Source organism: Caballeronia sp. GACF4 (genome assembly GCF_023631025.1).
Taxonomy (GTDB): domain Bacteria; phylum Pseudomonadota; class Gammaproteobacteria; order Burkholderiales; family Burkholderiaceae; genus Caballeronia.
Genome location: NZ_JALQDW010000018.1, coordinates 851342 through 872128 on the forward strand (window position 1 = coordinate 851342; position 20787 = coordinate 872128).

Below are 20787 nucleotides of genomic sequence, written 5' to 3' on the forward strand. Positions count from 1 at the left end.
CGACAATGAGCGTTCTGATCGATAGCAATACCAAGGTCATTTGCCAAGGCTTCACCGGCGCGCAGGGCACGTTCCATTCCGAGCAGGCGATTGCGTACGGCACGCGCATGGTTGGCGGCGTGACGCCGGGCAAGGGCGGCACGACGCATCTCGGCCTGCCCGTGTTCGATACCGTCGCCGACGCGGTCGCGAAAACCGGCGCGGATGCATCCGTCATCTACGTACCGCCGCCCTTCGCCGCCGATGCCATCCTCGAAGCCATCGACGCGGAGGTGCCGTTCATCGTCTGTATCACCGAAGGCATTCCGGTGCTCGACATGCTGCGCGTGAAGCGCGCGCTCACCGGCTCGCGCAGCCGGCTCATCGGGCCGAATTGTCCAGGCGTCATCACGCCTGGGCAATGCAAGATCGGCATCATGCCGGGGCATATTCATCGGCCGGGGAAAATAGGCGTGGTGTCGCGCTCGGGCACGCTCACTTATGAAGCCGTCGCGCAGACCACCGCTGCGGGGCTCGGGCAGACGACCTGCATCGGCATTGGCGGCGATCCGGTGAATGGAACTAATTTCATCGATTGCCTCGCGCTCTTTCTCGAAGACGACGCGACTGAAGGCATCATCATGATCGGCGAGATCGGTGGATCGGCGGAGGAAGAAGCCGCGCAGTTTCTGAAGGACGCGAACACGAAGAAGCCGGTGGTCGGGTTTATCGCCGGCACGAGCGCGCCGCCGGGACGCCGCATGGGGCACGCGGGCGCGATTATTTCGGGCGGCTCGGGCACGGCAAGCGCGAAGATCGACGCAATGAAGTCAGCGGGCATTCATGTCGCCGATTCCCCCGCCGCGCTCGGTGAAACGATGCTTCACGCGATGCGGTGAGCAAGGGCGCCATGAGGAATTGAGTGGCTCCCCCGGCGCGGCAAGATAGTCGGACAGCCGTCGTCAAACTTGTCAGCGTGCAGACGCGCGCGAGCCACCGGAAACGGGTAACGCAGTCTCGGCTGGAAGGATAAAAAAAAGCCGCGTGACGTTCAATCGTCACGCGGCCTTTCTCAACCTGCCTGCCAGCTTTCAGTTCGGACTCAATCGAGAAAGTCGCAATTTGCCTCGACGAACGCGGCGAGATCCAGCGAATGCTGCTTCACCAGCCGCTCGACCAGTTCCGTGTCGCGCTTCTCGAGCGCCTCGATAATCCGCATGTGATCGACGATCGAGCGCGACGCGCGGTCGCTCTGCGAGATCGTCATCTTGCGAATGGCGCGCACGTGCACGAAGATGTTCTTGATCGTGTCGAAGATGATCTGCGACTTCGACAGCCGCACGATAGCCTGATGAAACGCGATATTCGCTTCCGAATATTCGTCGATGTGCTCCGCCGGCGTGGCGTCGCGGAAGTTGTCGAACATATGGCGCAACTGCGCGATTTCCTCGTCCGACGCGCGCTGCGTGGCAAGGCGCGCCGCCATGCTTTCCAGCGCCGCCCACATGTGGATCATCTCGACGATCTCGCGCTTGGTCTTGCGCAAGATATACACGCCGCGACGCGGCACGGTTCGCAGAAAGCCTTCCTGCTCCAGCAGCGTCATGGCTTCGCGAATGGGCGTGCGGCTTACGCCCAGTGCTTCGGTCAGTTCTTTTTCGTCGAGACGGATCTCTTCCCGCGAACGGTAGATGTCCGCTTCCGCTATTGCCTGCCGCAGCTTCGCGTACGCCTGATCGCGCAGCGAAACCGTGGCATTGATCGGCTCGAGCGACAGCGTAAGGCCGCTTGGGCGAACGTCCGGCCGGTCTACAGATTGAGTATCAGATGGCATTGATGACTTGAGTTCCCATGTGCGGGCGGGAAGCATCGACACGCTTGCCCGAACCGCCGTTCTGGTCGTCCGCCGCGAGACCGGCAAACCGACCGTGATCCTGTGCGCGCTGCAGCATGTCCTGCGGCACTGCCGACGCAATCATAAACGTAACGCCCACACCCACGGCAACCAGCGCGAATCCGATGACAACCAACAAGGCGATGCTCATTTCAGGCTCCGGTTAATCTTCAAGAGCTCTCAGTATATGTTGCGTTGCAATACATTTCAACATATTTTGCATCTTGTATATCAGAAACAACGCCGGCTTCCTGGATGCAGTTTAGGCGGCTTTCTGCGTTTGCGGGGGCGGTAAAGCCTTGGCCGTGCCTTGGTTCACGCCTTCGCGCAGCTTGATCAATGCGAGAATGGCATCGATCATCGGTGTCTCGACTTTCACGAGGCGCCCGATTTCCTGCACGACGGTGATGAGCGGATCGATCTCCATCGGGCGGCCGGCTTCGCAGTCCATGAGCATCGATGTCTTGTGCGCGCCCACCGCGCCCGCGCCATTGATGCGCCGCTCCACATCGACGCGAAAGTTGACGCCGATCTTGTCGCCGATTGCTTTTGCTTCCAGCATCATCGCTTTGGAAAGCGCGCGCGTGCCGGGGTCGCTCGTCAGCACGTCGAGCGTCGCATGCGTGAGCGCGCTGATCGGGTTGAAACACAGGTTGCCCCAGAGCTTGAGCCAGATTTCATCGCGGATGTTGTCGCGCATCGGCGCTTCCATGTCGGCGGCGGCCATGATGTCGTGCAGCGCCTGCAGGCGCGGGGTGATCTCGCCGCTCGGTTCGCCGATGGGAAACTTCTTGCCGTACACATGCTTGATGACGCCCGGCTCCGCGATCTCCGCCGCCGGCAGCAGCACGCAGCCGATTGCGCGCTCAGGTCCGAACACGCTCCACTGCCGCCCGCCTGGGTCGATGCTTTGCAGCGTCGTTCCAGCGAGTTCGCCGCCATGCTCGTAGAAGTACCAGTAAGGCAGGCCATTGACGGCGGTGATGATCGCCGTATCGGGTCCAAGGAGCGGCGGAATGAGATCGACGACGCCCGGCACCGAATGCGCCTTCAGCGCGATGATCACGAAATCTTGCGGGCCGAGTTCGGCGGGATTGTTCGTGCAGCGGACTTTGACGACGTGTTCCTCGTCATCGATCTGAAGCTTCACGCCGTTCGCTTGCATTGCCGCGAGATGCGGCCCGCGCGCCACGAAGCTGACGTCCGCTCCAGCCCGCGCGAGTTGCGCGCCCATATATGCACCGATCGCACCGGCGCCATACACGCAGATTTTCATGATTTCGTCTCCTGAGGTTGTATGCGGATCAGCTTCTGATATACAAGATACTACATTCCATGATGGGGAGCGACAAGGCGAATCGCGCGGTTTCGGACGAGCGGAAACCCGCACAAGGAGCGCGTTTGTGTCGTGTCGTTTAGGGAGAGCCTGCTAAGGGAATTAAGCGCGCGCGCCGCGTGACCGTCAAACAGAAACAGTTCGATAGCGACGACTAAGGTTCTGCGCACCGCCGGGTGACGATGCATAGCACTCGACGTATGACTACGCCTGCGCGGCGTTCGCGCGGATTCACGCAGCCTGAAACGCCATCGAACTCCGCGACGAAGACGCCGCAACATGCGACCACACATGCGCTGCATTCGCCCGCAACGCATGCCCGCGCCGCCGCACGAGCATCACCGTTCGCACGGCCCGCGGCGCAAGCGGCACGAACCGCACGCCGATGGTCTCGCAAGCCATCCGCGCATGCATCGGCAAGACGCCGATGCCAAGTCCCGCCTGCGCCATTCGCGCGACGGCAATCGGCTGCGCGAGACGCTGACGCAAGGCGCCCGTCACCGCGTGACGCGCAAGCGCGCCTTCTATGGCATCGAGGCTGCCGGTGTCGTCATCGAGGAGGAGAAGTGGCGAAGCGCGCAGTTGCGTCCAGTCGATATAGTCCGCATCGCCAAGCGGGCTCGACACGTTGACGACGGCAACGAGGTCGTCGTCGAAAAGCGGTTCCGCAACGAGTTCGTCGAGACTCCCGGGCGCGATCACGAGCCCCATGTCCGCTTCGCCCGAACGCACCAGTTGCAGCACGGCGTTCTGCGGCCGGTCCATCACCGTGACCGCAATTCCCGGATGCCGCTCATGACACGAGCCGAGCAACGCAGGCAACACGCTCGCGGTCAGGCTGCAACTGCTGGCAAGATTGACGACGCCCGGTTCGGCTTCGTTCGCGGTGCGCGGCCGCAGCGTCGCTTCGAGTTCCTCGACGAGCGGCGCGATGCGCCCGAGCAGCGTACGCCCGGTATCGGTGAGCGCGACCTGACGCGTCGTGCGGTCGAAAAGCCGCAGCGCGAGTTCATCCTCGAGTTCGCGGATGCTTCGGCTGACCGCCGACTGCGTGATACCGAATTCATCGCCCGCGCGGGTGAAACTGCGATGCCGCGCGAGCGTGACGAACAACCGCAACTGATGCAGCGATACGCAAAGCGGCGGCGCGATTTCATCTCGACGATCGCGCATGCCGCTCGCTCACTGCACCGACGGTTTGCGCGGCGCGTCGCTCCAGCCCGCCTGAAACGACGCGTTGATCGACGAATCCGCGGCCGTTTCGGCGACCGTGTTTTCGATCCAGCGTTTGCGCATCGGCGCGAGCACGAACTTAGCGCACAGGCCCGCTGCAATCGACGTGATCGCCGCCGTGATGAAGACCGCGTTCCACGAACCGATCGACGCGAGCACCGAGGCAAGCGGCACCAGCATCGACGCCGTGCCTTTTGCCGTGTAAAGCGTGCCCGCGTTGGCCGCCGCGTATTTGCTGCCGAAAGTATCCGCGCAAGTGGCGGGGAAAATCGAGAATATCTCGCCCCAGCACAGGAACGTGAGCGCGGCGAACAGCATGAACATGTACGGGTTGTGGCCGAACTGCATCAACCCGAGCAGCGCTACGCCTTCGCCCAGAAAGATGATGAACATGGTGTTCTCGCGGCCGATCTTGTCCGAAATGAAGCCGCACAAAGGCCGTGTGAAACCGTTGCACAGGTTGTCGATGGACAGCGTCATCGCAAGCAGCGGCAAGGTCACGCCGAGGATATTCACGGGCATCTTCGCGAAGCCGTATTCCTTGGCAATCGGGCCGAACTGCGCCGTGGCGATCACGCCGCCCGCCGCGACGAACACGAACATCAGGTACAGCACCCAGAAGAGCGGCGCACGCACCATCTGCCCGGTGGTGTAGTCGATTTTCGTGGACACCACGCGCTTGGCCGGAACTACGTTCAAGGGCGGCTTCGGACGAATCAGCATGAGCGCGAGCAGGAAGATGCACACGCCCTGGAAGATGCCGAAGAACATGAACGCGTGCTCGTAGCCCGCACTCTGAATCATGTTGGAGATGGGGATGACCGTGACCGCCGCGCCCGCGCCGAAACCAGCGGCCGTCAAACCCGCCGCAAGGCCGCGCTTGTCCGGGAACCACTTGAGCGCCGTGCCCACGCACGTGCCGTACACGCAGCCCGCGCCCACGCCCGCCACCACGGCCGCGATGTAGAGATGCATGAGGCTGGTCGCATGCGCATCGATGCACCAGCCGATGGCCGCGCAGATCGAGCCGCCTATGACGACGGGCCGGGGCCCGAACTTATCGACGAGCCAGCCTTCGACGGGCACGAGCCAGGTTTCGGTGACGATGAAGATGGTGAAGGCGGTCTGGATCGCCGCTTGGCCCCAATGGTGCTTGGCATCCATCGGTACGACGAACAGCGTCCATGCATATTGAAGGTTGGCGACGAGTCCCATGCACAGGATACCGATCGTCAACTGAACCCACCTGTTGTGATGACGCCCGTGCGGTTGCCCGGACACAACCGTGTCTGCGCTTGCCATGTCTGTCTCCGTTATTCATTCGCGCTCGTGCGGCGCTTGATTTACAACGAGATGCCGGCGCGAGTGCATCGATATGCGCGTCGGCGGCGTGGCGGTCGGTCAGGGAAAGTGCTCGGGTAACGCGACGCGGGCGTGGGCGTGGCAACGCGTATCGAACAAGGCGATGGATGAGAACATCGGGCAAGCATCCGCGTCAGGCGATCGAAGAATCATTTCGAGCGATTCCCAATAGAGCTGGATGGTTGATGCGGCCTTTGCAGGCTTCGTTTTTTGGCTGGGTGCTAAAGATGCCGCGCCGTGGGGGCCGTGCGCTTCGCCCTTGAAAGTCTTACAGACTGGCAGGACGTGAAAGCATCGTGGGGGATATAAACGATTAAGGAAAGTTAGAAAAAATTATTGTATAAATTCAGTATCGTGAATGGATGAGGGCCCGCCGTGCTGCGTAATGCTACCCTGCGTCAACTCAAAATCTTCGAAACGGTTGCACGCCGGTTGAGCTTTTCCCGCGCGGCCGAAGAGCTTTATCTCACTCAGCCGGCTGTTTCCACTCAGGTCAAGCAGCTCGAAGAACATGCGGGCATGCCGCTTTTCGAGCAACTCGGCAAAAAGATTTATCTCACGACCGCCGGCAACGAGATGCTTCATCACAGCCGCGCGATCCTCGAACAATTCCGCGAAGCCGATGACGCCATGGCGCGGCTCAAAGGGGTTTCGGGCGGTACGCTCAACGTGGCGGTCATTAGCGCGGGCGACTACTTCTTTCCGCGCTTGCTTGCGGCATTCACCAAACGTAATACGGATGTCCGCCTCAATCTTGCGGTTCATAATCGCGAGGAACTGCTGCATCAACTGACTGATAATCTCACCGACTTGGCCGTCATGGTGCGGCCGCCGCGCGATATGGACACGGTGAATATCTCTTTCGCGCCGCACCCGTATGTGATCGTTGCGCCGCCGGATCATCCGCTGGTCGGGCTCAAGGACGTGCCGCTCGAAGCGCTTGCGGATGAACCGTTTATCGTTCGTGAGCGCGGTTCCGACACATGGAATTCTATGGAAGAAGGCTTTGCCGGCCGGCTCGCCAATCTGAATGTGGCAATGGAGATAACCAGCACGGAAACCATCAAGCAGGCTGTCATTGCGGGCATGGGCGTGAGCTTTTTGTCTGCTCACACCATCAGCATGGAACTGCAAGTTGGCAAACTCGCGGTGCTGGATATCAAGGGTTTTCCCGTCATGCTCAACTGGTTTGTCGTTCATCGCAACAACAAGCGTTTGCCTCCGGTTGCATTGGCATTCAAGCAATTTCTTGTCGATGAAGGCGCGGCTCAAATCGAAGCGATTACGCATATTGTCGCGAGTACCGGTAAACCCGATGTATAAGTCATCCAAAATATAAACGCGAAGAAAGTTTAATTTTCGTAAATGGTTCGAGTTCTCTATCCTGCTTGGAAGCCCCACGGCCATACAGGAGACGAACATGAGTCATGCGACCTTAAGCGACGACCGCGAAGTTCAGGCGCAAGTGTGCGCTTTCAATACTGCATTCGAAGAGCTCGACCTGATGTTCCGTTGGGATGCCGATACATACCGCGCGCTCGCTTCGACCGAAAGCGATTACGGAAAGATCGCCCAATATATCGCGACGCATTCGCCGCATCTTTTGAAGGCTTATAGCGCGGAGTTTCTTTGCGGCGCAATTGTCGAGCGGAAGAATTCGACACTCGAAGCGTGCCGCCAAAACACCGTGCAGTATGAAGACAGCACGCAGCGCGCGCGGCTTTGGCGTGCGCGGGATGACGAAGGAAAAGAGGTGCGAGCTTGATTCTCGGCTTCGGTATTCGTATGAGACGTTGAACGCGCTTTCATGGTTTTCGGAAAGGCGGACCGGCATTAGTGCGGGCCGCCTTTTCGGCATTCGGTTGTGCAGGTGCCGCAATCCGAACACGAACGCGCTTTCTACAGAAACAAGCAGCAGCCTACATTCAAAGCTGCCGCTCATTGAAAAAAAGCCCGTATCAAGGCGTCAATGAAACCCAAACCGCCTTGGGCTCCGTAAAGTTTTCGATGGCGACATCGCCGTGTTCACGGCCGAAGCCGGAATCGCCGGAGCCGCCCCAGGGCAAGCGCACATCCGTATAGCCGTAAGTGTTGATCCACACCGTGCCCGCCTTGAGCCCCGCCGCCATGCGATGCACGCGTCCGATATCCGCGCTCCACACGCCCGCCGCGAGGCTATACAGCGTGCCGTTCGCGATGCGTAGCGCGTCGGCTTCGTCATCGAAGGGAATCACGCTTGCGACCGGTCCGAAGATTTCTTCCTGCGAGATGCGCATCTCGTGTTCGACGTTCGCAAATACGGTCGGCTCGACGAAGTAACCGCGCTCGCCGACGCGCCGTCCGCCCGTCACGAGCGACGCGCCCTCCTCCTTGCCGATGTCCACGTAATTCAGCACGCTCTGCATCTGCTTGGCGGAGATCACGGGGCCCATGTTGGTTTCGCGCTTCGACGGATCGCCGAGCTTGATGGTGCGCGCGCGCTCGGCGAGGCGCTCGACCACTTCGTCGTAGACCGTGCGTTGCGCCAGGATGCGCGAGCCCGCCGAACACACCTGCCCTGCGTTGAAGAAGATGCCCGAGGCGGCCGCGCGCACGGCGCCGTCGATGTTGGCATCCCCGAAAATAACGTTGGCGGATTTGCCGCCCAGCTCTAGCGTGACGCGTTTGAAGTTGCCTGCCGCGCCTTGCAGGATGCCGCGTCCCACCGATGGCGATCCCGTGAACGTCACTTTGTCGATGCCTGCATGCGCGACGAGCGCATCGCCGACGACCGAACCCTTGCCCGTCACGATATTGAGCACGCCGGGCGGCACGCCGGCTTCGAGCGCGAGCCGCCCGATCATCAGCGCGGAGAGCGGCGTGATTTCGGCGGGCTTGACGATCAGCGTGCAGCCGCAGGCGAGCGCGGGCGCGATCTTCCACATGCCGATCATCAGCGGAAAATTCCACGGCACGATGGCCGCGACGACGCCGACCGGCTCGCGCACGGTGTAGGTGAGCGCGTCGGGTCGCGCGGGGACGACCTGGCCGTTGATTTTGTCGCACCAGCCGGCGTAGTAGGTCAGCGTGTCGATGGCGGCGGGCACGTCTTGCCGATGCACGGCCGCGATCGGTTTGCCGCCGTCTAGACTTTCGAGCGCGGCGAGTTCGTCCTGATTTTGGCGCAGGAGGTCGGCGAGCTTCATCAGAATGCGCCCGCGATTCGCCGCGCGAATGGCGTTCCATGGCTTGAGCGCTGCGCGGGCGGCGATCACGGCTCGATCGACATCGGCGGCGGTGCCTTGCGCGACGTAGGCGATCGGCTCTTCAGTGGCGGGATCGAGATTCGTCGAGTATTCCGCGCCGCCGGGCCGGACGAACTCGCCGCCGATCAGCAGTTCGTAGCGCTTCAAATCCGTGGTGCTTGCCATGATCGTCTCCGCTTTTATCGAATCGTGTCATGGTGGGGCACTTACGGCGTTGTCGATAGAAAAACATTCTTATCGTTTGTATAGGGTGGGGTGTATGGGTGGGTGGTTTCGGGTTTCTTTGGCGGCTTGGGCGAGCGGGCGGAGGGGTTTGGGTGATGGCTTTTCAGTCGGGCTTATTTGGCGGTTGGTTACGCGGCGGCAGACAACTTCTGCACTAGGCTGCAGCTCCCGGTCGACTTCTAAGCCTAAGCGTCGGCAAACTTAAGTTTTCTCGGTCGGCTGCGCACTCGCTGCCTCTTAGCAACGCTCTCATTGCAAGATTGATTTTACAAATATCAATGCTCCATCGAACTATTTCGCGATACCGTCATAGGACATTTAACCTTGGACGGAGATAAAACGTGAGCTCACAAGACGGCAAAACTAAGTATCTGTGCGCGCTAACGACCTGAGAGCACGGCATGACTATTTATTATGCTGCGGTAGAAGGCGATCCACTTAGCAGTCACAAAGACAGTTATGTCATTCGAGGGGCCGCCCCTTTCAGGATCGCGGATCAAAGCGGCCGACTCCGAACTGCGGCACGTATCGGCGACTTTGCTTTCTGTGCCGCATGCGGCACAGAGGGAACGATTGTCGAAGGCGCACGGCTTAGGCGGCATCGACGCACGAACATTCTCGGCAGACTTCAGGCTGTAGACGGCGATCATGTAGCGTGTAAATGTGCGACCATGCCTACTATCTTTTCGGTCTACGGCCGTCGGCACAGGATCATTGACGATAGCGAAGCGCGCCCCGCGTCGGCCGAGGTCGCTGTGTCAAGCGGCTTCGCGAAGTCGTCCGCCGCCTTAAACTATGACGAAACATTCACGTTGCGCGACCATGCGACAGGCGAACCCCTCGCGAATGTACGCTATCGCGTGCGTACCGGTTCCGGGGCCTTCTTTGAGGGAACCACGGACACAGTTGGGCGAACTCAACGCATCAAGACAAGCAAACCCGGCTCAATCCAACTCGACGTACAGCTATGACAAATTTTCCGTACGACACGCTGATAGGACTACCACGGGCGACATGGTACTCGCCATTATCTCGACAACTTTCGATCAAGGGAAACGAGTAGCCCTTCATTTAGAGAGGCTACGTGTGGGATATGCGAACTCCGGTTCAACATACACGGTAGCGGTCACACTCTCACGTTGAACGTGCGCGCAAGCGTGCTGAACGGGAACCGCGTGCGGTGCCCGTGCGACATGGATAGCGTGATGCGGGAAGTAATGCCGGCATTCTTATTGAAGACAGCAGCGGCAGTGCGGCAGGACATTCAGCAACAAGCAACATGACGGTCTGTTCAGGCCGTCAGTCATCTATAACCAGCAGGTCGTTCAACGTGAGCGAAACTGTTCAACCGTTGTGCGGCGTGCGATATCGCCGACATACGGCTTCGGGTTTGACGCTGGACGGGACCAAGGACGCACAAGGCAAACCGTCGGCATTAAAAAAGCAATGCAAAAGCGTCGCGAGTTGAAAAAAGGATAGAAGGAATGGAAAGTACTTACGGCATGCCACCGGGTGGAGGGAATCATCCAGAATGGTTCACGGTCGGCGAAGCGATGACAAACACGGTAGAAGGTTCGACGGTTGATGTTTTTGTCAATACGACGCCCATCTGCCCTAACATGACGAACGCCGAATTTCGGCAATTGATGATGAGATTGCGGGATGACGCGCTCAAACTTATCGATCTTCGAGTGCTGGCCTTATCTACGCTTTGGGCCAAAGAGCAAGCTCGAGTCAAGGCCTACTTGGGCAGCACGGACGAGGCGATGCGGCAAGAACTAGTCAAAAAATTAAATGCCTTAAGCGGGGTTATGAATGGATTGCGGCCAAAAAATTTTATTCGTCCCGACCCGGAAGCCGAAAAGGTGTTGGGTTGCGTGCCAAATATCAATGCCCCTGACGGGGTAGTAGCGCATGTTTGCTCACCCGACACGGCTACGCATACCATTGCCATTCACAAGAAATTTTGCACGCTGCCACAGGTAACAAAAAGCAGAAGAGACTCGATGCAGCTTACTCTCGTACACGAATGCTCGCATTTCGAAGATACCTTTGCAGCTGTTGATTATAAATCTATCTACTATGGTCAATTCATGGCACGGAGACTCGCAATTGAAGAACCAAACATGGCGATTAAAAATGCGGATAATATTGCGTGGTACGTTTGCAGCGCTGACGAGTAGCATTATGTTTGGCTTATTTTTGCACACTGAGAACGCAAACGCTTGCAGTTTCTCGATGCAATATGCCGCCAAGATTGAACCGAACGACGCGACTATCTCTAATCTTGATCGCGTGGAAATAGCGAAGCTCTTCATTGACTCGAAGAATAGCGCTGCTAGAAATGGAGCCGTTGTTGTCTATGGCTTCATCGAGGCTGATCGGCCAAGCGCACGTGCAATTGCGAACATGCGAGTAGACTCTGCAATCGCATATCTACGGCAACTAGGTGTATCGGACGCAAGGCTAAACAGAGATGTTGAGCAGTTGAAGGGAGAAGCAACAGTTCCTTCTTCAGAGCGCGATCGATTGCTCATCGAGTTTCTACCCGGCGAAAACCCTTGCGGTTAAACTTTTGCCAGCGGTGTAGAAGCCCAGGTCCACTCAAGCCCGCTTTCGAGCGGGCTTCTCTATTGCGATCCTGCTTCGTCTTCTTCCAGGCCCGCCCGTTGGTCTAGTTGCGGAGTTCAACGATGCCCTCCGTTTCGGTTTCGATGATCTCAATGTCCCGATGGCAAGATCGTATCGTTCAACGCCGCTTGCGGGGCATTTTTGCTTTATTTGTCAGGCGGCGATAGACATCGCGCGGCAAGGCAGCGCACGTTTGCGCGCCGGATACTAGAACACGCACTTTTGCCGTAAGTAAGGCGTTCTGCGTAATGCGGGATTGGAACGCTTATGGCGACTCTAGAGTATCTACGATCATTCACGAAGCAACGCATTTGTGGACACCATGGTAACGCTCGATGGAGAGTACGTTTAACACCCCGCGTTATGTACATGGGAACCGAACCATTCCCAATTTATGCTTTCTCAGCTGCCTACGCAGCAGCAAACGAGGAACGTGTTCGCACGAGGAAGGCCAACCTAAATAAGGCGATTAAAAATGCGGACATGCCGCGTAGGCAGCTGAGAAATAAGCGCGCTGCCGCTTGGCGAGATAATCATTGTTTGCTGCCGCGTAGGCAGCTGAGAAAGATCGCGTGTAAGCAAACGGCGGCAATATCGGCCATCGCTTCCTCTACGCTTTCTCAGCTGCCTACGCGTCAGCAAACTCGTTGCGTGCATCGTGTGCAAGCGCAATGTCTTTTCTCAGCTGCCTACACGGCAGCAAACTTTGCTGGACCGATACGATGCGCTCACAGGTATTTCTCAGCTGCCTACACGGCAGCAAACACTAGCGTCATTGCTGACATCGCCCGCATGCATTTCTCAGCTGCCTACGCGGCAGCAAACGTCCATGCCAACCTTTCAGCGCGGCAGGCAAATTTCTCAGCTGCCTACGCGGCAGCAAACTACCGCGCCGAGTTCGGACAGCGTGAAGTCATTTTCTCAGCTGCCTACGCGGCAGCAAACAATCGGCGCTTCAATGCGCCGAGGCCTTTCGTTTTCTCAGCTGCCTACGCGGCAGCAAACGCTTCTTTCCCGTTACTCTAGCGAGGTCTTCTTTTCTCAGCTGCCTACGCGGCAGCAAACGATATGAGCTTTGATCCGACATCGCGAAAGCTTTTCTCAGCTGCCTACGCGGCAGCAAACATTTTGATCCTTCTGCAAAGGTCGCGAAATCATTTCTCAGCTGCCTACGCGGCAGCAAACTCGCGCGTTCATTGTGTCGAACTTCGTGACGTTTTCTCAGCTGCCTACGCGGCAGCAAACATCCCGTGTCAGAGCGAGTGGCCGCAGTAACATTTCTCAGCTGCCTACGCGGCAGCAAACGTTGAGTCGATCATGCTGCGCTTTCCGCATAATTTCTCAGCTGCCTACGCGGCAGCAAACATGGTCTGGCTTGTCGCGATCGTGCTCGTTCCTTTCTCAGCTGCCTACGCGGCAGCAAACGGCCCTATAGACGTACTCTTTCAAATCCGTCTTTTCTCAGCTGCCTACGCGGCAGCAAACGGCGATCGTCTCCATGTAGGCATGGAACGCCTTTTCTCAGCTGCCTACGCGGCAGCAAACCGGTCCCGAGACTCGCCGGGCTATCGGTCACGTTTCTCAGCTGCCTACGCGGCAGCAAACAGAAAGAAAGGATTTCCGTGCCGAGGCTTGCCTTTCTCAGCTGCCTACGCGGCAGCAAACATCGTCGCGGATTATGTGCATGCGTGCCAGATTTTCTCAGCTGCCTACGCGGCAGCAAACTAGCCGACTCAAACGCCATCCCCTTGATTACTCAACAAAAGACGCCGTTCTCGCCAAATCAACCCAAATTCTCCCTCCGTCGCTAACTCATTGATTTCCCAATCAACAAACCAGCGCTCCAAAAAAAGGGTTTAGAACCACGGCACAGTTGCTCCGGAACTCAACCCATAACTATTAAACGTCCCCGGCACGCTCGCAGCCACCTCGCCCTTCTGATCGACAAACAAACAGAACGGCTGCCCTGTACTCGCGCTACGTAAATGCACGTAAGGCAAATCAGGCCGACGCTCGACCGTATCCGGAATCGCCGCAGCGGCCTGCGCTTCGGTCTCGCCCTTGCGTCGCATTCGACGCCGACGCATCCGCTCGACATTGGTTTTAAATTGACGCCGCTGTATGACGCGATGCATCGCCCCCGACGGAACGCGCATAACGTCCGTCAGCTTCACATGATCCCGCATACCCTGCATCCAACCGCGTGCCATCAGCTCCTGCAATCGCGATTCGTCGCCATGCAGGCGCAACACATCGCCCAGAAAACGCGGGCTCAAACTGTATTGCGGAAAGCTAATCCCGATGTCGTCCGCACGAAACTCCACCAACGCGCGGTGCAGTTTCGCCACCAAAGCGCCAAGCAGATGCACACGGCTAAACTCCGGATCGGGCCGTAACGTGATGTCGATATAGTGAGTCGTCATGGCCGTCAGTTCGCATCGCCAAAAACACCGCCGCGAATCAGAACGGCCATGACGAAGTGCTGCTGCTCGACCGCCGGCATCTTGTCCTTGAGCAACCAGTCATCGAGGAGGTTGTAGAAGTCTTGCGTCGGCTTCAGCTTCGGATGGCGATACGCCGTGCCCTGAGTCGTGACCGACCCATAAGGCTCGACCGCAATCGGGCCAGATTCCAGCGCGTTCTCATGCCAAGTATCGATCGTTCGCAAGGCATTGCCGATTTTTTGCGAGTGAATAGCCGCGACGTTCTCCACGTGATAAAGCGTCTTGCTCTTTTCCGTTTTCTCCAGAATCAGCTCTTGAGACGGAAATACTTCCTGACCAAAGCCAAGACGCACATACGCGGTCACGCGCAGAAGCACATGGGTTCTACCCGCAAGCCCGTCGGCAATAAGTCCGCCTAGCGCCGTCACATTCGAATCGAATTGATCCATCGTGCGCAAGCCAAGCGACAACGCATCGAACGTGAGCTTCTGTACGCACTCGCCGTTCTTTTGACGCGATACTTCGACCGCCACGCTTTCCGCACCTATGCGGTTACGCCAAAGGAAGCGTCCGTTTGCCAGATTCGCGGCGTAGCGATTAGCCAACTCAGTAAAGTCATGCTTGGCGACATAATCATTCACCACGTTTTGAAGCCGCACTCTATACGCTGCGTTATTACAAGCCGAAGGCATGCCCGTGCCCGACAGAACGCGCAACGAGAAAGTGACTCGGAGCGTGTCGGCATCGGCCGGCAGCGTGGCAACGTCCACGGTCTGCAGGTTTGCATGATTGACGGCTGCATCCAATTTGGCTGCATCACCGCCCTTTGCCTTGAGCCGATTCGAGATCGTCCCACGAACCGATTTCACGCGGATACGAACTGGCGACCATTTCGATCCGTTGTCGCGTTCATCCCAACGGCCAGAGTGGAAGACCGCATCGGACGGATCCAGCTTACGTTCAAAAGCGAGGACAGAAGCAGTAGCAATTTTCTCAGACATCTTTTTATATATTCCTAATCAAGATAAAAACAAAAGACACCACGACGGACGCGAAAGGTCGCCGCGATCAATCAAACTCGTATTCCTCGTCATCGTCCAACTCGGTGTCGGAACGATCGTGTACGTAACCGCTACGACAGCGATACAAGCCGATCTCCGTATTGGTTTCCGCTCGCCAAAGCAAATCATCCAGACTATTCAGCCGATGCGGGCTGATCCACTGACCGATTGAGTACACCGTCTCTACGAATACGCAGGGAATGGACGGATCGCGCACGTTTTCGACGCTGCCCGCCGGATACGGTTTAGTGAGCGCGGCGTAGCCCACGGGTATTGGCACGGTCCAGCCTTCGCCCTTTTGTCTGTCGGGATCGGCCCAACGCACGCGCTTGGGTGCGGTGGACGATGCAGCGTCATCGGCCGCTTCTTTTTCCGGCATGGGCTGATAATTGAATCGAGCAGCATGCAGCCAGGCATCGATCAAGCTGGCGTCAGGGTGCTTTTCGCGCAACGCGTCGTGGCGGTTCTTCAAAATATCGTCGCGGCCGATAAGCGCGTAGCCCGGAAGCCACTGACGGCGCCATCGGGCGAAATCGCGCGCCCGTTTGTCGTGGCTATCCGCGAGCTCGGCCATCCAGGGTTTGGTACGCCATCCGGGCATGGGACCGACCGGCAGCAACGTTCCGCCAGCGACCCGCATGCGCGACACGATGTCTCCAACTTTATCGGCCCATTCGGCATATTGCTTTTCATGGTCCAGTATCGACGAAGCGATAGCGTCGTCGATTGAAACCTGAAACACCAATGTGATGTCCAGGTGCATTCGTCCTTCCTCGACGATCCCACGCGGCTGGCCATTACTGCCTACGGGATTCCGCGTTAGACGGAACTTCTTGATGTAGTCATCCGTCACCTGCTCGTCGTATCGATGACAGATCACGCCAACTTGTTGCAGTCGTAGTGGAATGCCGTCGGCGGTTAGCTTGCGTTGCAAAGCCCACATCAGCCCGGTGAATGCAGTGATCGACGGAAAACCGTGCGTGAAAGCGCCAGAGATGGCGTTGGCATTTTGCACGTGCAAATGAGGTAACACGAGCAGCGCCTTGGTGGCGTTAGGCATAGTAATGTGCTTCATGCTCGCTCAAGTCCCTGTGTCAGTTCGCCATGCGTTTTGCGAAGCAAGGTCTTGTTTATCGCATTGAGCCGATCGCGCAATTCGGGCACGTGTTGCTCCCATATACTGCCTCCCTCCTCCAATCTTCGGCGCCACTCGCGAGCCTCGTCAGACCCAACGTCAAGCAACTTGTCCTGCAACTCTCTATTGAGCCAATTGGCGAAGCGACTGCCAATTTTTTCCGGCCAGTCCATTTTCAGCCAGCGGTCACGAAAGTCTGCTTCTTCCGGAAGCTCTGCGCGTAGCGGATCTAGCCAAAGCTGTTCCTCTTCGACGAGCTTTTCGAACGCTGTGTCCCGCGTCCAGCCTGCTGGCTGGAACAATAGTTCTCCAGCGTGGACGACGAGTTCATCGACGATTCTTTCCCACAACTGATCGGTGCGGTCACGGAAGTGCATGTTGTTCGGACGGCCGCTCGACAGGTGCTCTTGAAATCTTCGAACGGCAGCACGCACTGAGCGACGTGCGCCGAAAGATCGTTCGAAGATCGATTCTGTACGTAATGGAAGAATGTTGCGTCGGGCTTTCCAAATTGGCGCCAATGAAGACAACAGATAGTTTTTTCCTCCGCGTTCGCTGTTTAGTTTAGATAAATTCTGGGAGTTGCCGCCGCCTAATTTCTGCACGGCCAATGCACGGTATTCACGATAGACACTGTCGTGCCGTAAGCCACCGCGACGCGCCTGACGCGCCAACTTGTTGGGTTCGCCAAAACGAGCGTCTTGCACTTCCTCGTACACACGTTGAGCTAGCGAGGTCGGATACAGCGGCGCGATCAGCTGATATTGAGCATCGTCGTTGGCATCGTCGCCTGTGAGCCAATACAACTGCTTGGCGCAAACGTGCGAGCTGACTCCACCTTTGCGTTCAGCTGTGAGACTTATAAGGTCATCGCGCAAGATGCACGCTTTTGCAGGATCGTCATTGAGTGCCTTTAAGGCTTCCGTATCCTTAGCGATAAGCGCCTGAAGCAGGCTGCGTCCGTTGACTTCCAGCCTTAGAAGCGTGAAAACGTCGAGTGAGGCTGAGGTACCTACTACGTCCATGTCGAAGCGACTGCCCAGCGCGTGGCTACCGAGTACTTCGAGCGTAGGCAAATCGGACGGCCTCACGAAGAGGCTAGTGCCACGCGCGTCAGAGTGGATGGGTTTCAGTGAGTGGGTGACGGCCTGTATGTGCTTTACACGCGTCGCCGCGCTCTCGAGCCACGGGCCGCGCTGATACTCGGCGATCAATTTCGATCGCTTCGCATCATCGAGGGGAAGCTTGTCGAGTTTGGCTTGGAGACGGTCATGCAAGAAGGCGTCAATTGCTGCGCGGTAGCTTCCATGTACTGCCGGCGCATTTTTATCCGACATAGGTGTTCCTCATTTCGATTGCCATAGTAAAGAGAATTTGATTTCAAAGTTGAAGCAATGAAAGTTGAGCCTTGCATGCCAACGCTTTCTCGTCGTCATCAATGAAATGCCTTATGTTGATGTTTTGCAGATTCTTTGGCAGACGGTTGCATAAAGTCAGCTGCAATACTGCTGCAAGATAGATCTAACTTTTTATCCTTCCCGACATACGCATTCCTAAAAAATGATCTTTGAATTGGATGACCCAATCCGAACGCGGGAAGTTGGCGCAGATGCACGTCAGGAATTGATGCGCCTATTCTAAGACGTAAGTAACGGTTTTAGAAGCACCACGCGACTTGAAAAATCTTAAATTAAGGGATCGACGTGATATCGTTTGGTCGGTCTTGCCGAACAGGTAGCTGAGAAATATTCGACGACCTAAGTAAATCAAATTTCCTGCCGAACAGGCAGCAAAGCCTCACTCCTCCCTAAACCCCAGCACCGAGTGAAACCACCACCCATTCTGCGATTCATGCAAGCTAACCGTAGCAACCCTCTCCGCGCTAGCCAACGCGCTCTGTCCGTGCGCGTCCGCCCATTGCCGTAATAGGTCCATCAATTCGACATGACACCACGAACCAATCCCCGGGCCGACTAACTCGGAATCAGCTATCTGCTTGAACTTGTGGTGAATATCGACATACGGCGCGTTCCCTCGCTCCCGCCGACCGATAACCCGATGCAACCGCAACTCATCCTCGTCCTCCGAAGGCAGCAACGCGATATCTTCGCGTCGCAGTGGATCATGACGAAAGCGCTGCATCTGCGGCAGCACACCCGTCAACCAGATTCGAACGCGCTCGTCGTCCGTGGCGTGCCAATGCCGCGTGGCATCGTGCGATATGCGCGTACGTGACATGCTGCTCGCATCGCGCGGCCGCATCGTGTCGCGCATTCGGCCATGCTCCAGGTCGATCAGGCTCTTGGAAGGCTTCAACTTGTCGGCGCGACAAATGCGCGGCCGAGCATCGATCGGCCACGAATGACTGCCTTTAGGCAGCGGCAACAACTCGCTCAAGAAGTGCGTTTGCAAATGGAAGAAATAGGCCGATTCGCCCGACTCCCGAGAAACGCCGCCTGACATCTCGAACCCCGGCTTGCTGAACACCGCGTCCAGCTTCTGATTACGTCGCTCGAAGTACCGAAGATTCGTGTCGAGCACAGCGATATTCGCCCGCGCCACCGCCCCCGCCCGATGCCGCCGCACGCGCCCCGCAAGCTGGATCAGCGAACGGATCGACGACGGTTCGGCAATTGCCCAGTCAGCGTCCCAATCGCGCCCGACCTCGCACACCGGCGACGCCAGCACGATAAACAGATGATCTTCCTCAGGATGCGCATCGAGCAGCGCGCGCACCGATGGATGCCGCAACGCAGGATTCCCGCCGCCTCCCTGCGCCCGACGATCGAACACCGAATCCAGTTGCTGTTCGATATGCGATCGCGCCAGCAACGCAAACTGCGAGTGATACACGCACAAGTGAACACGCACACCGGATGCTGGCGTGCCTTGCCGATACATCGCCCGGGCAACATCGAACAACGGCTTGATATTGGCCATTCGGATAAGGCCAAAACTCACGCGCTTGCCGGTCGTTGCATCGACATCGTGATTCTGCTCATCCCGATGCAAGCTCCACGCAGACTGCAAAACGAGTGCCGCAAACGCATCGCGACGATCCCGCTCCTGCATGGTTCGCCATGTTTGCAGCGGAAGCGCGATCAACTGCGCGCGTCGTCGCACTTCGGCTTTGGCGAGTTGCGCCGAGCGTTTGCGCACGAAGGCATCGTGCGCTTGAGCGAACGTCTCGCCATCGGCACAATCGGCATGAGATTGTGCGAACTCATCGACCCAAAGACACGCCACGCGCGGCAACTCGGCCGGCCCCTCTCCGCGATTGCGCTGGTGATGACTTCGACCGTCCAAATAAGCCAGAAACAATCCATGAACGAGATCGGGCGGCAACGTCGCCGAAGACAGCAAGACCCGAGCGCCAAGCATTCCGGCCCAATGCACGAGCCGGGTCAGCGCCGGAAGATCGGCCATGTCGAAATCGTCGGGTTCGTCGAGCACCAGATCGCTCGTCATCAGGCGCAGCATCGGTGCAATCTGGCGTCCGCCTCGCAAGCTCTCGGTCGCGGGCGTCAAATGATCGACGGTGCAAACAAGCATTGGCGCGGCGATCAGGGAACGCACCTTCGGGTCGTCGGTAAGTCGCTGCAGCAGCGGATGATGATCGTTGCCCTCGAAAAGCACCTGCCCGTCTTCATTGAGCAGTGCCTGGGACGACGCAGATCCGGTGGCTTCTGCTCGAGCTTCCCAGTAATCGAACAAGGCTCGACTGGCGATGCCACCCACCTTGATCGCCAGGTGCTCGTCGTTCAAACCGAGGTCGCGCTGATAACTTCGGCCGGTCTGAAGCGTAAGCGTTCGCAGACCAATTGCAAACGCACAGCGCATGCCGAGTTTCGGGTCATCGACATCGTCGGCGACGCTGCCATGTGTCATCTCCACAGGCCAGCATGGCAATCTGTGATGCGTCAGTATCAGCCAGGCAACGGTTTGCGCCAGCGGCGGCAGCGTCGCAAAAGGCTTGCAATCCTGGGCACTCAGTTCATCCAGTTCGTCGCGCAGCAAGCCGTCGAGCCATTGCGCCTGAAATGTCTTCGGATCGATGTCTTTGTCGGCGCAGCATGAGAGGCGGCTCAACCAGTCGGCATCGTCGCGCGTATCGCCGACAAAGGCCTGAAACAAGCGTACCGATACCCATTCGTGACGATAATGGTTTCCTCTGCAGTACGACCTCAAAGCGCAGGTCGGCGCGGGGCCGCTCGATTTGCTCAAGCTGCGCGGCTTCAAGAT

Annotated in this window: 16 protein-coding genes and 1 CRISPR repeat array; of the genes, 5 read left to right on the plus strand and 11 right to left on the minus strand. The window is 57.8% G+C overall.

What is annotated here, in order from left to right:
- Positions 1-5 precede the first annotated feature (5 nt).
- Positions 6-878, plus strand: a complete 873-nt coding sequence (gene sucD / locus NCR40_RS18955; protein WP_250510263.1) for a succinate--CoA ligase subunit alpha — start codon at positions 6-8, stop codon at positions 876-878.
- A 203-nt stretch (positions 879-1081) separates the two neighbouring features.
- On the opposite strand, the gene NCR40_RS18960 is transcribed toward sucD, so the two are convergent.
- From NCR40_RS18960 to oxlT, 5 genes are all read right to left on the minus strand, one after another.
- Positions 1082-1813, minus strand: a complete 732-nt coding sequence (locus NCR40_RS18960) for a GntR family transcriptional regulator (protein ID WP_244829245.1) — start codon at positions 1811-1813, stop codon at positions 1082-1084.
- Positions 1803-2024, minus strand: a complete 222-nt coding sequence (locus tag NCR40_RS18965) for a hypothetical protein (RefSeq protein ID WP_244829244.1) — start codon at positions 2022-2024, stop codon at positions 1803-1805. The genes NCR40_RS18960 and NCR40_RS18965 overlap by 11 nt, the downstream gene beginning before the upstream one ends.
- A 111-nt stretch (positions 2025-2135) precedes the next feature.
- Positions 2136-3149: a 2-dehydropantoate 2-reductase gene (locus NCR40_RS18970; RefSeq protein WP_250510264.1), complete on the minus strand. Its 1014-nt coding sequence runs from the start codon at positions 3147-3149 to the stop codon at positions 2136-2138.
- Positions 3150-3440: 291 nt separating this feature from the next.
- Positions 3441-4382 carry a LysR family transcriptional regulator gene (locus NCR40_RS18975; protein ID WP_250467439.1) on the minus strand — a complete coding sequence of 314 codons (942 nt, stop codon included), beginning with the start codon at positions 4380-4382 and terminating at the stop codon, positions 3441-3443.
- Positions 4383-4391: 9 nt separating this feature from the next.
- Entirely contained in the window at positions 4392-5744 is a 1353-nt protein-coding gene (oxlT, locus tag NCR40_RS18980; protein WP_244829241.1) for an oxalate/formate MFS antiporter, read from the minus strand.
- 438 nt (positions 5745-6182) lie between these two features.
- On the opposite strand from oxlT, the gene NCR40_RS18985 reads away from it, so the two are divergent.
- Positions 6183-7127: a LysR family transcriptional regulator gene (locus NCR40_RS18985; protein WP_244829679.1), complete on the plus strand. Its 945-nt coding sequence runs from the start codon at positions 6183-6185 to the stop codon at positions 7125-7127.
- 97 nt (positions 7128-7224) lie between these two features.
- Complete coding sequence (locus NCR40_RS18990; RefSeq protein ID WP_250510265.1) at positions 7225-7569, plus strand: hypothetical protein; 345 nt, start codon at positions 7225-7227, stop codon at positions 7567-7569.
- Positions 7570-7762: 193 nt separating this feature from the next.
- On the opposite strand, the gene NCR40_RS18995 is transcribed toward NCR40_RS18990, so the two are convergent.
- Positions 7763-9214 carry an aldehyde dehydrogenase family protein gene (locus NCR40_RS18995; RefSeq protein WP_250510266.1) on the minus strand — a complete coding sequence of 484 codons (1452 nt, stop codon included), beginning with the start codon at positions 9212-9214 and terminating at the stop codon, positions 7763-7765.
- Positions 9215-10758: 1544 nt separating this feature from the next.
- Between NCR40_RS18995 and NCR40_RS19000 the strand changes: the two genes are divergently transcribed.
- Positions 10759-11457: a M35 family metalloendopeptidase gene (locus NCR40_RS19000; RefSeq protein WP_250510267.1), complete on the plus strand. Its 699-nt coding sequence runs from the start codon at positions 10759-10761 to the stop codon at positions 11455-11457.
- 55 nt (positions 11458-11512) lie between these two features.
- Positions 11513-11845: a hypothetical protein gene (locus NCR40_RS19005; RefSeq protein WP_250510268.1), complete on the plus strand. Its 333-nt coding sequence runs from the start codon at positions 11513-11515 to the stop codon at positions 11843-11845.
- A gap of 676 nt (positions 11846-12521) precedes the next feature.
- A CRISPR array of direct repeats spans positions 12522-13630; the repeat unit is 28 nt; unit sequence TTTCTCAGCTGCCTACGCGGCAGCAAAC.
- A 131-nt stretch (positions 13631-13761) separates the two neighbouring features.
- On the opposite strand, the gene cas6f is transcribed toward NCR40_RS19005, so the two are convergent.
- From cas6f to cas3f, 5 genes are all read right to left on the minus strand, one after another.
- Entirely contained in the window at positions 13762-14328 is a 567-nt protein-coding gene (gene cas6f / locus NCR40_RS19010; RefSeq protein WP_250510269.1) for a type I-F CRISPR-associated endoribonuclease Cas6/Csy4, read from the minus strand.
- A 5-nt stretch (positions 14329-14333) separates the two neighbouring features.
- On the minus strand, positions 14334-15350 hold the full coding sequence (gene csy3 / locus NCR40_RS19015) for a type I-F CRISPR-associated protein Csy3 (protein WP_250510270.1): 1017 nt from the start codon (positions 15348-15350) through the stop codon (positions 14334-14336).
- A 67-nt stretch (positions 15351-15417) separates the two neighbouring features.
- Positions 15418-16485 carry a type I-F CRISPR-associated protein Csy2 gene (gene csy2 / locus NCR40_RS19020; protein ID WP_250510271.1) on the minus strand — a complete coding sequence of 356 codons (1068 nt, stop codon included), beginning with the start codon at positions 16483-16485 and terminating at the stop codon, positions 15418-15420.
- On the minus strand, positions 16482-17882 hold the full coding sequence (gene csy1 / locus NCR40_RS19025; protein ID WP_250510272.1) for a type I-F CRISPR-associated protein Csy1: 1401 nt from the start codon (positions 17880-17882) through the stop codon (positions 16482-16484). The genes csy2 and csy1 overlap by 4 nt, the downstream gene beginning before the upstream one ends.
- Before the next feature lie 460 nt (positions 17883-18342).
- Positions 18343-20433: a type I-F CRISPR-associated helicase Cas3f gene (cas3f, locus tag NCR40_RS19030; RefSeq protein WP_350029309.1), complete on the minus strand. Its 2091-nt coding sequence runs from the start codon at positions 20431-20433 to the stop codon at positions 18343-18345.
- Positions 20434-20787: the final 354 nt, after the last annotated feature.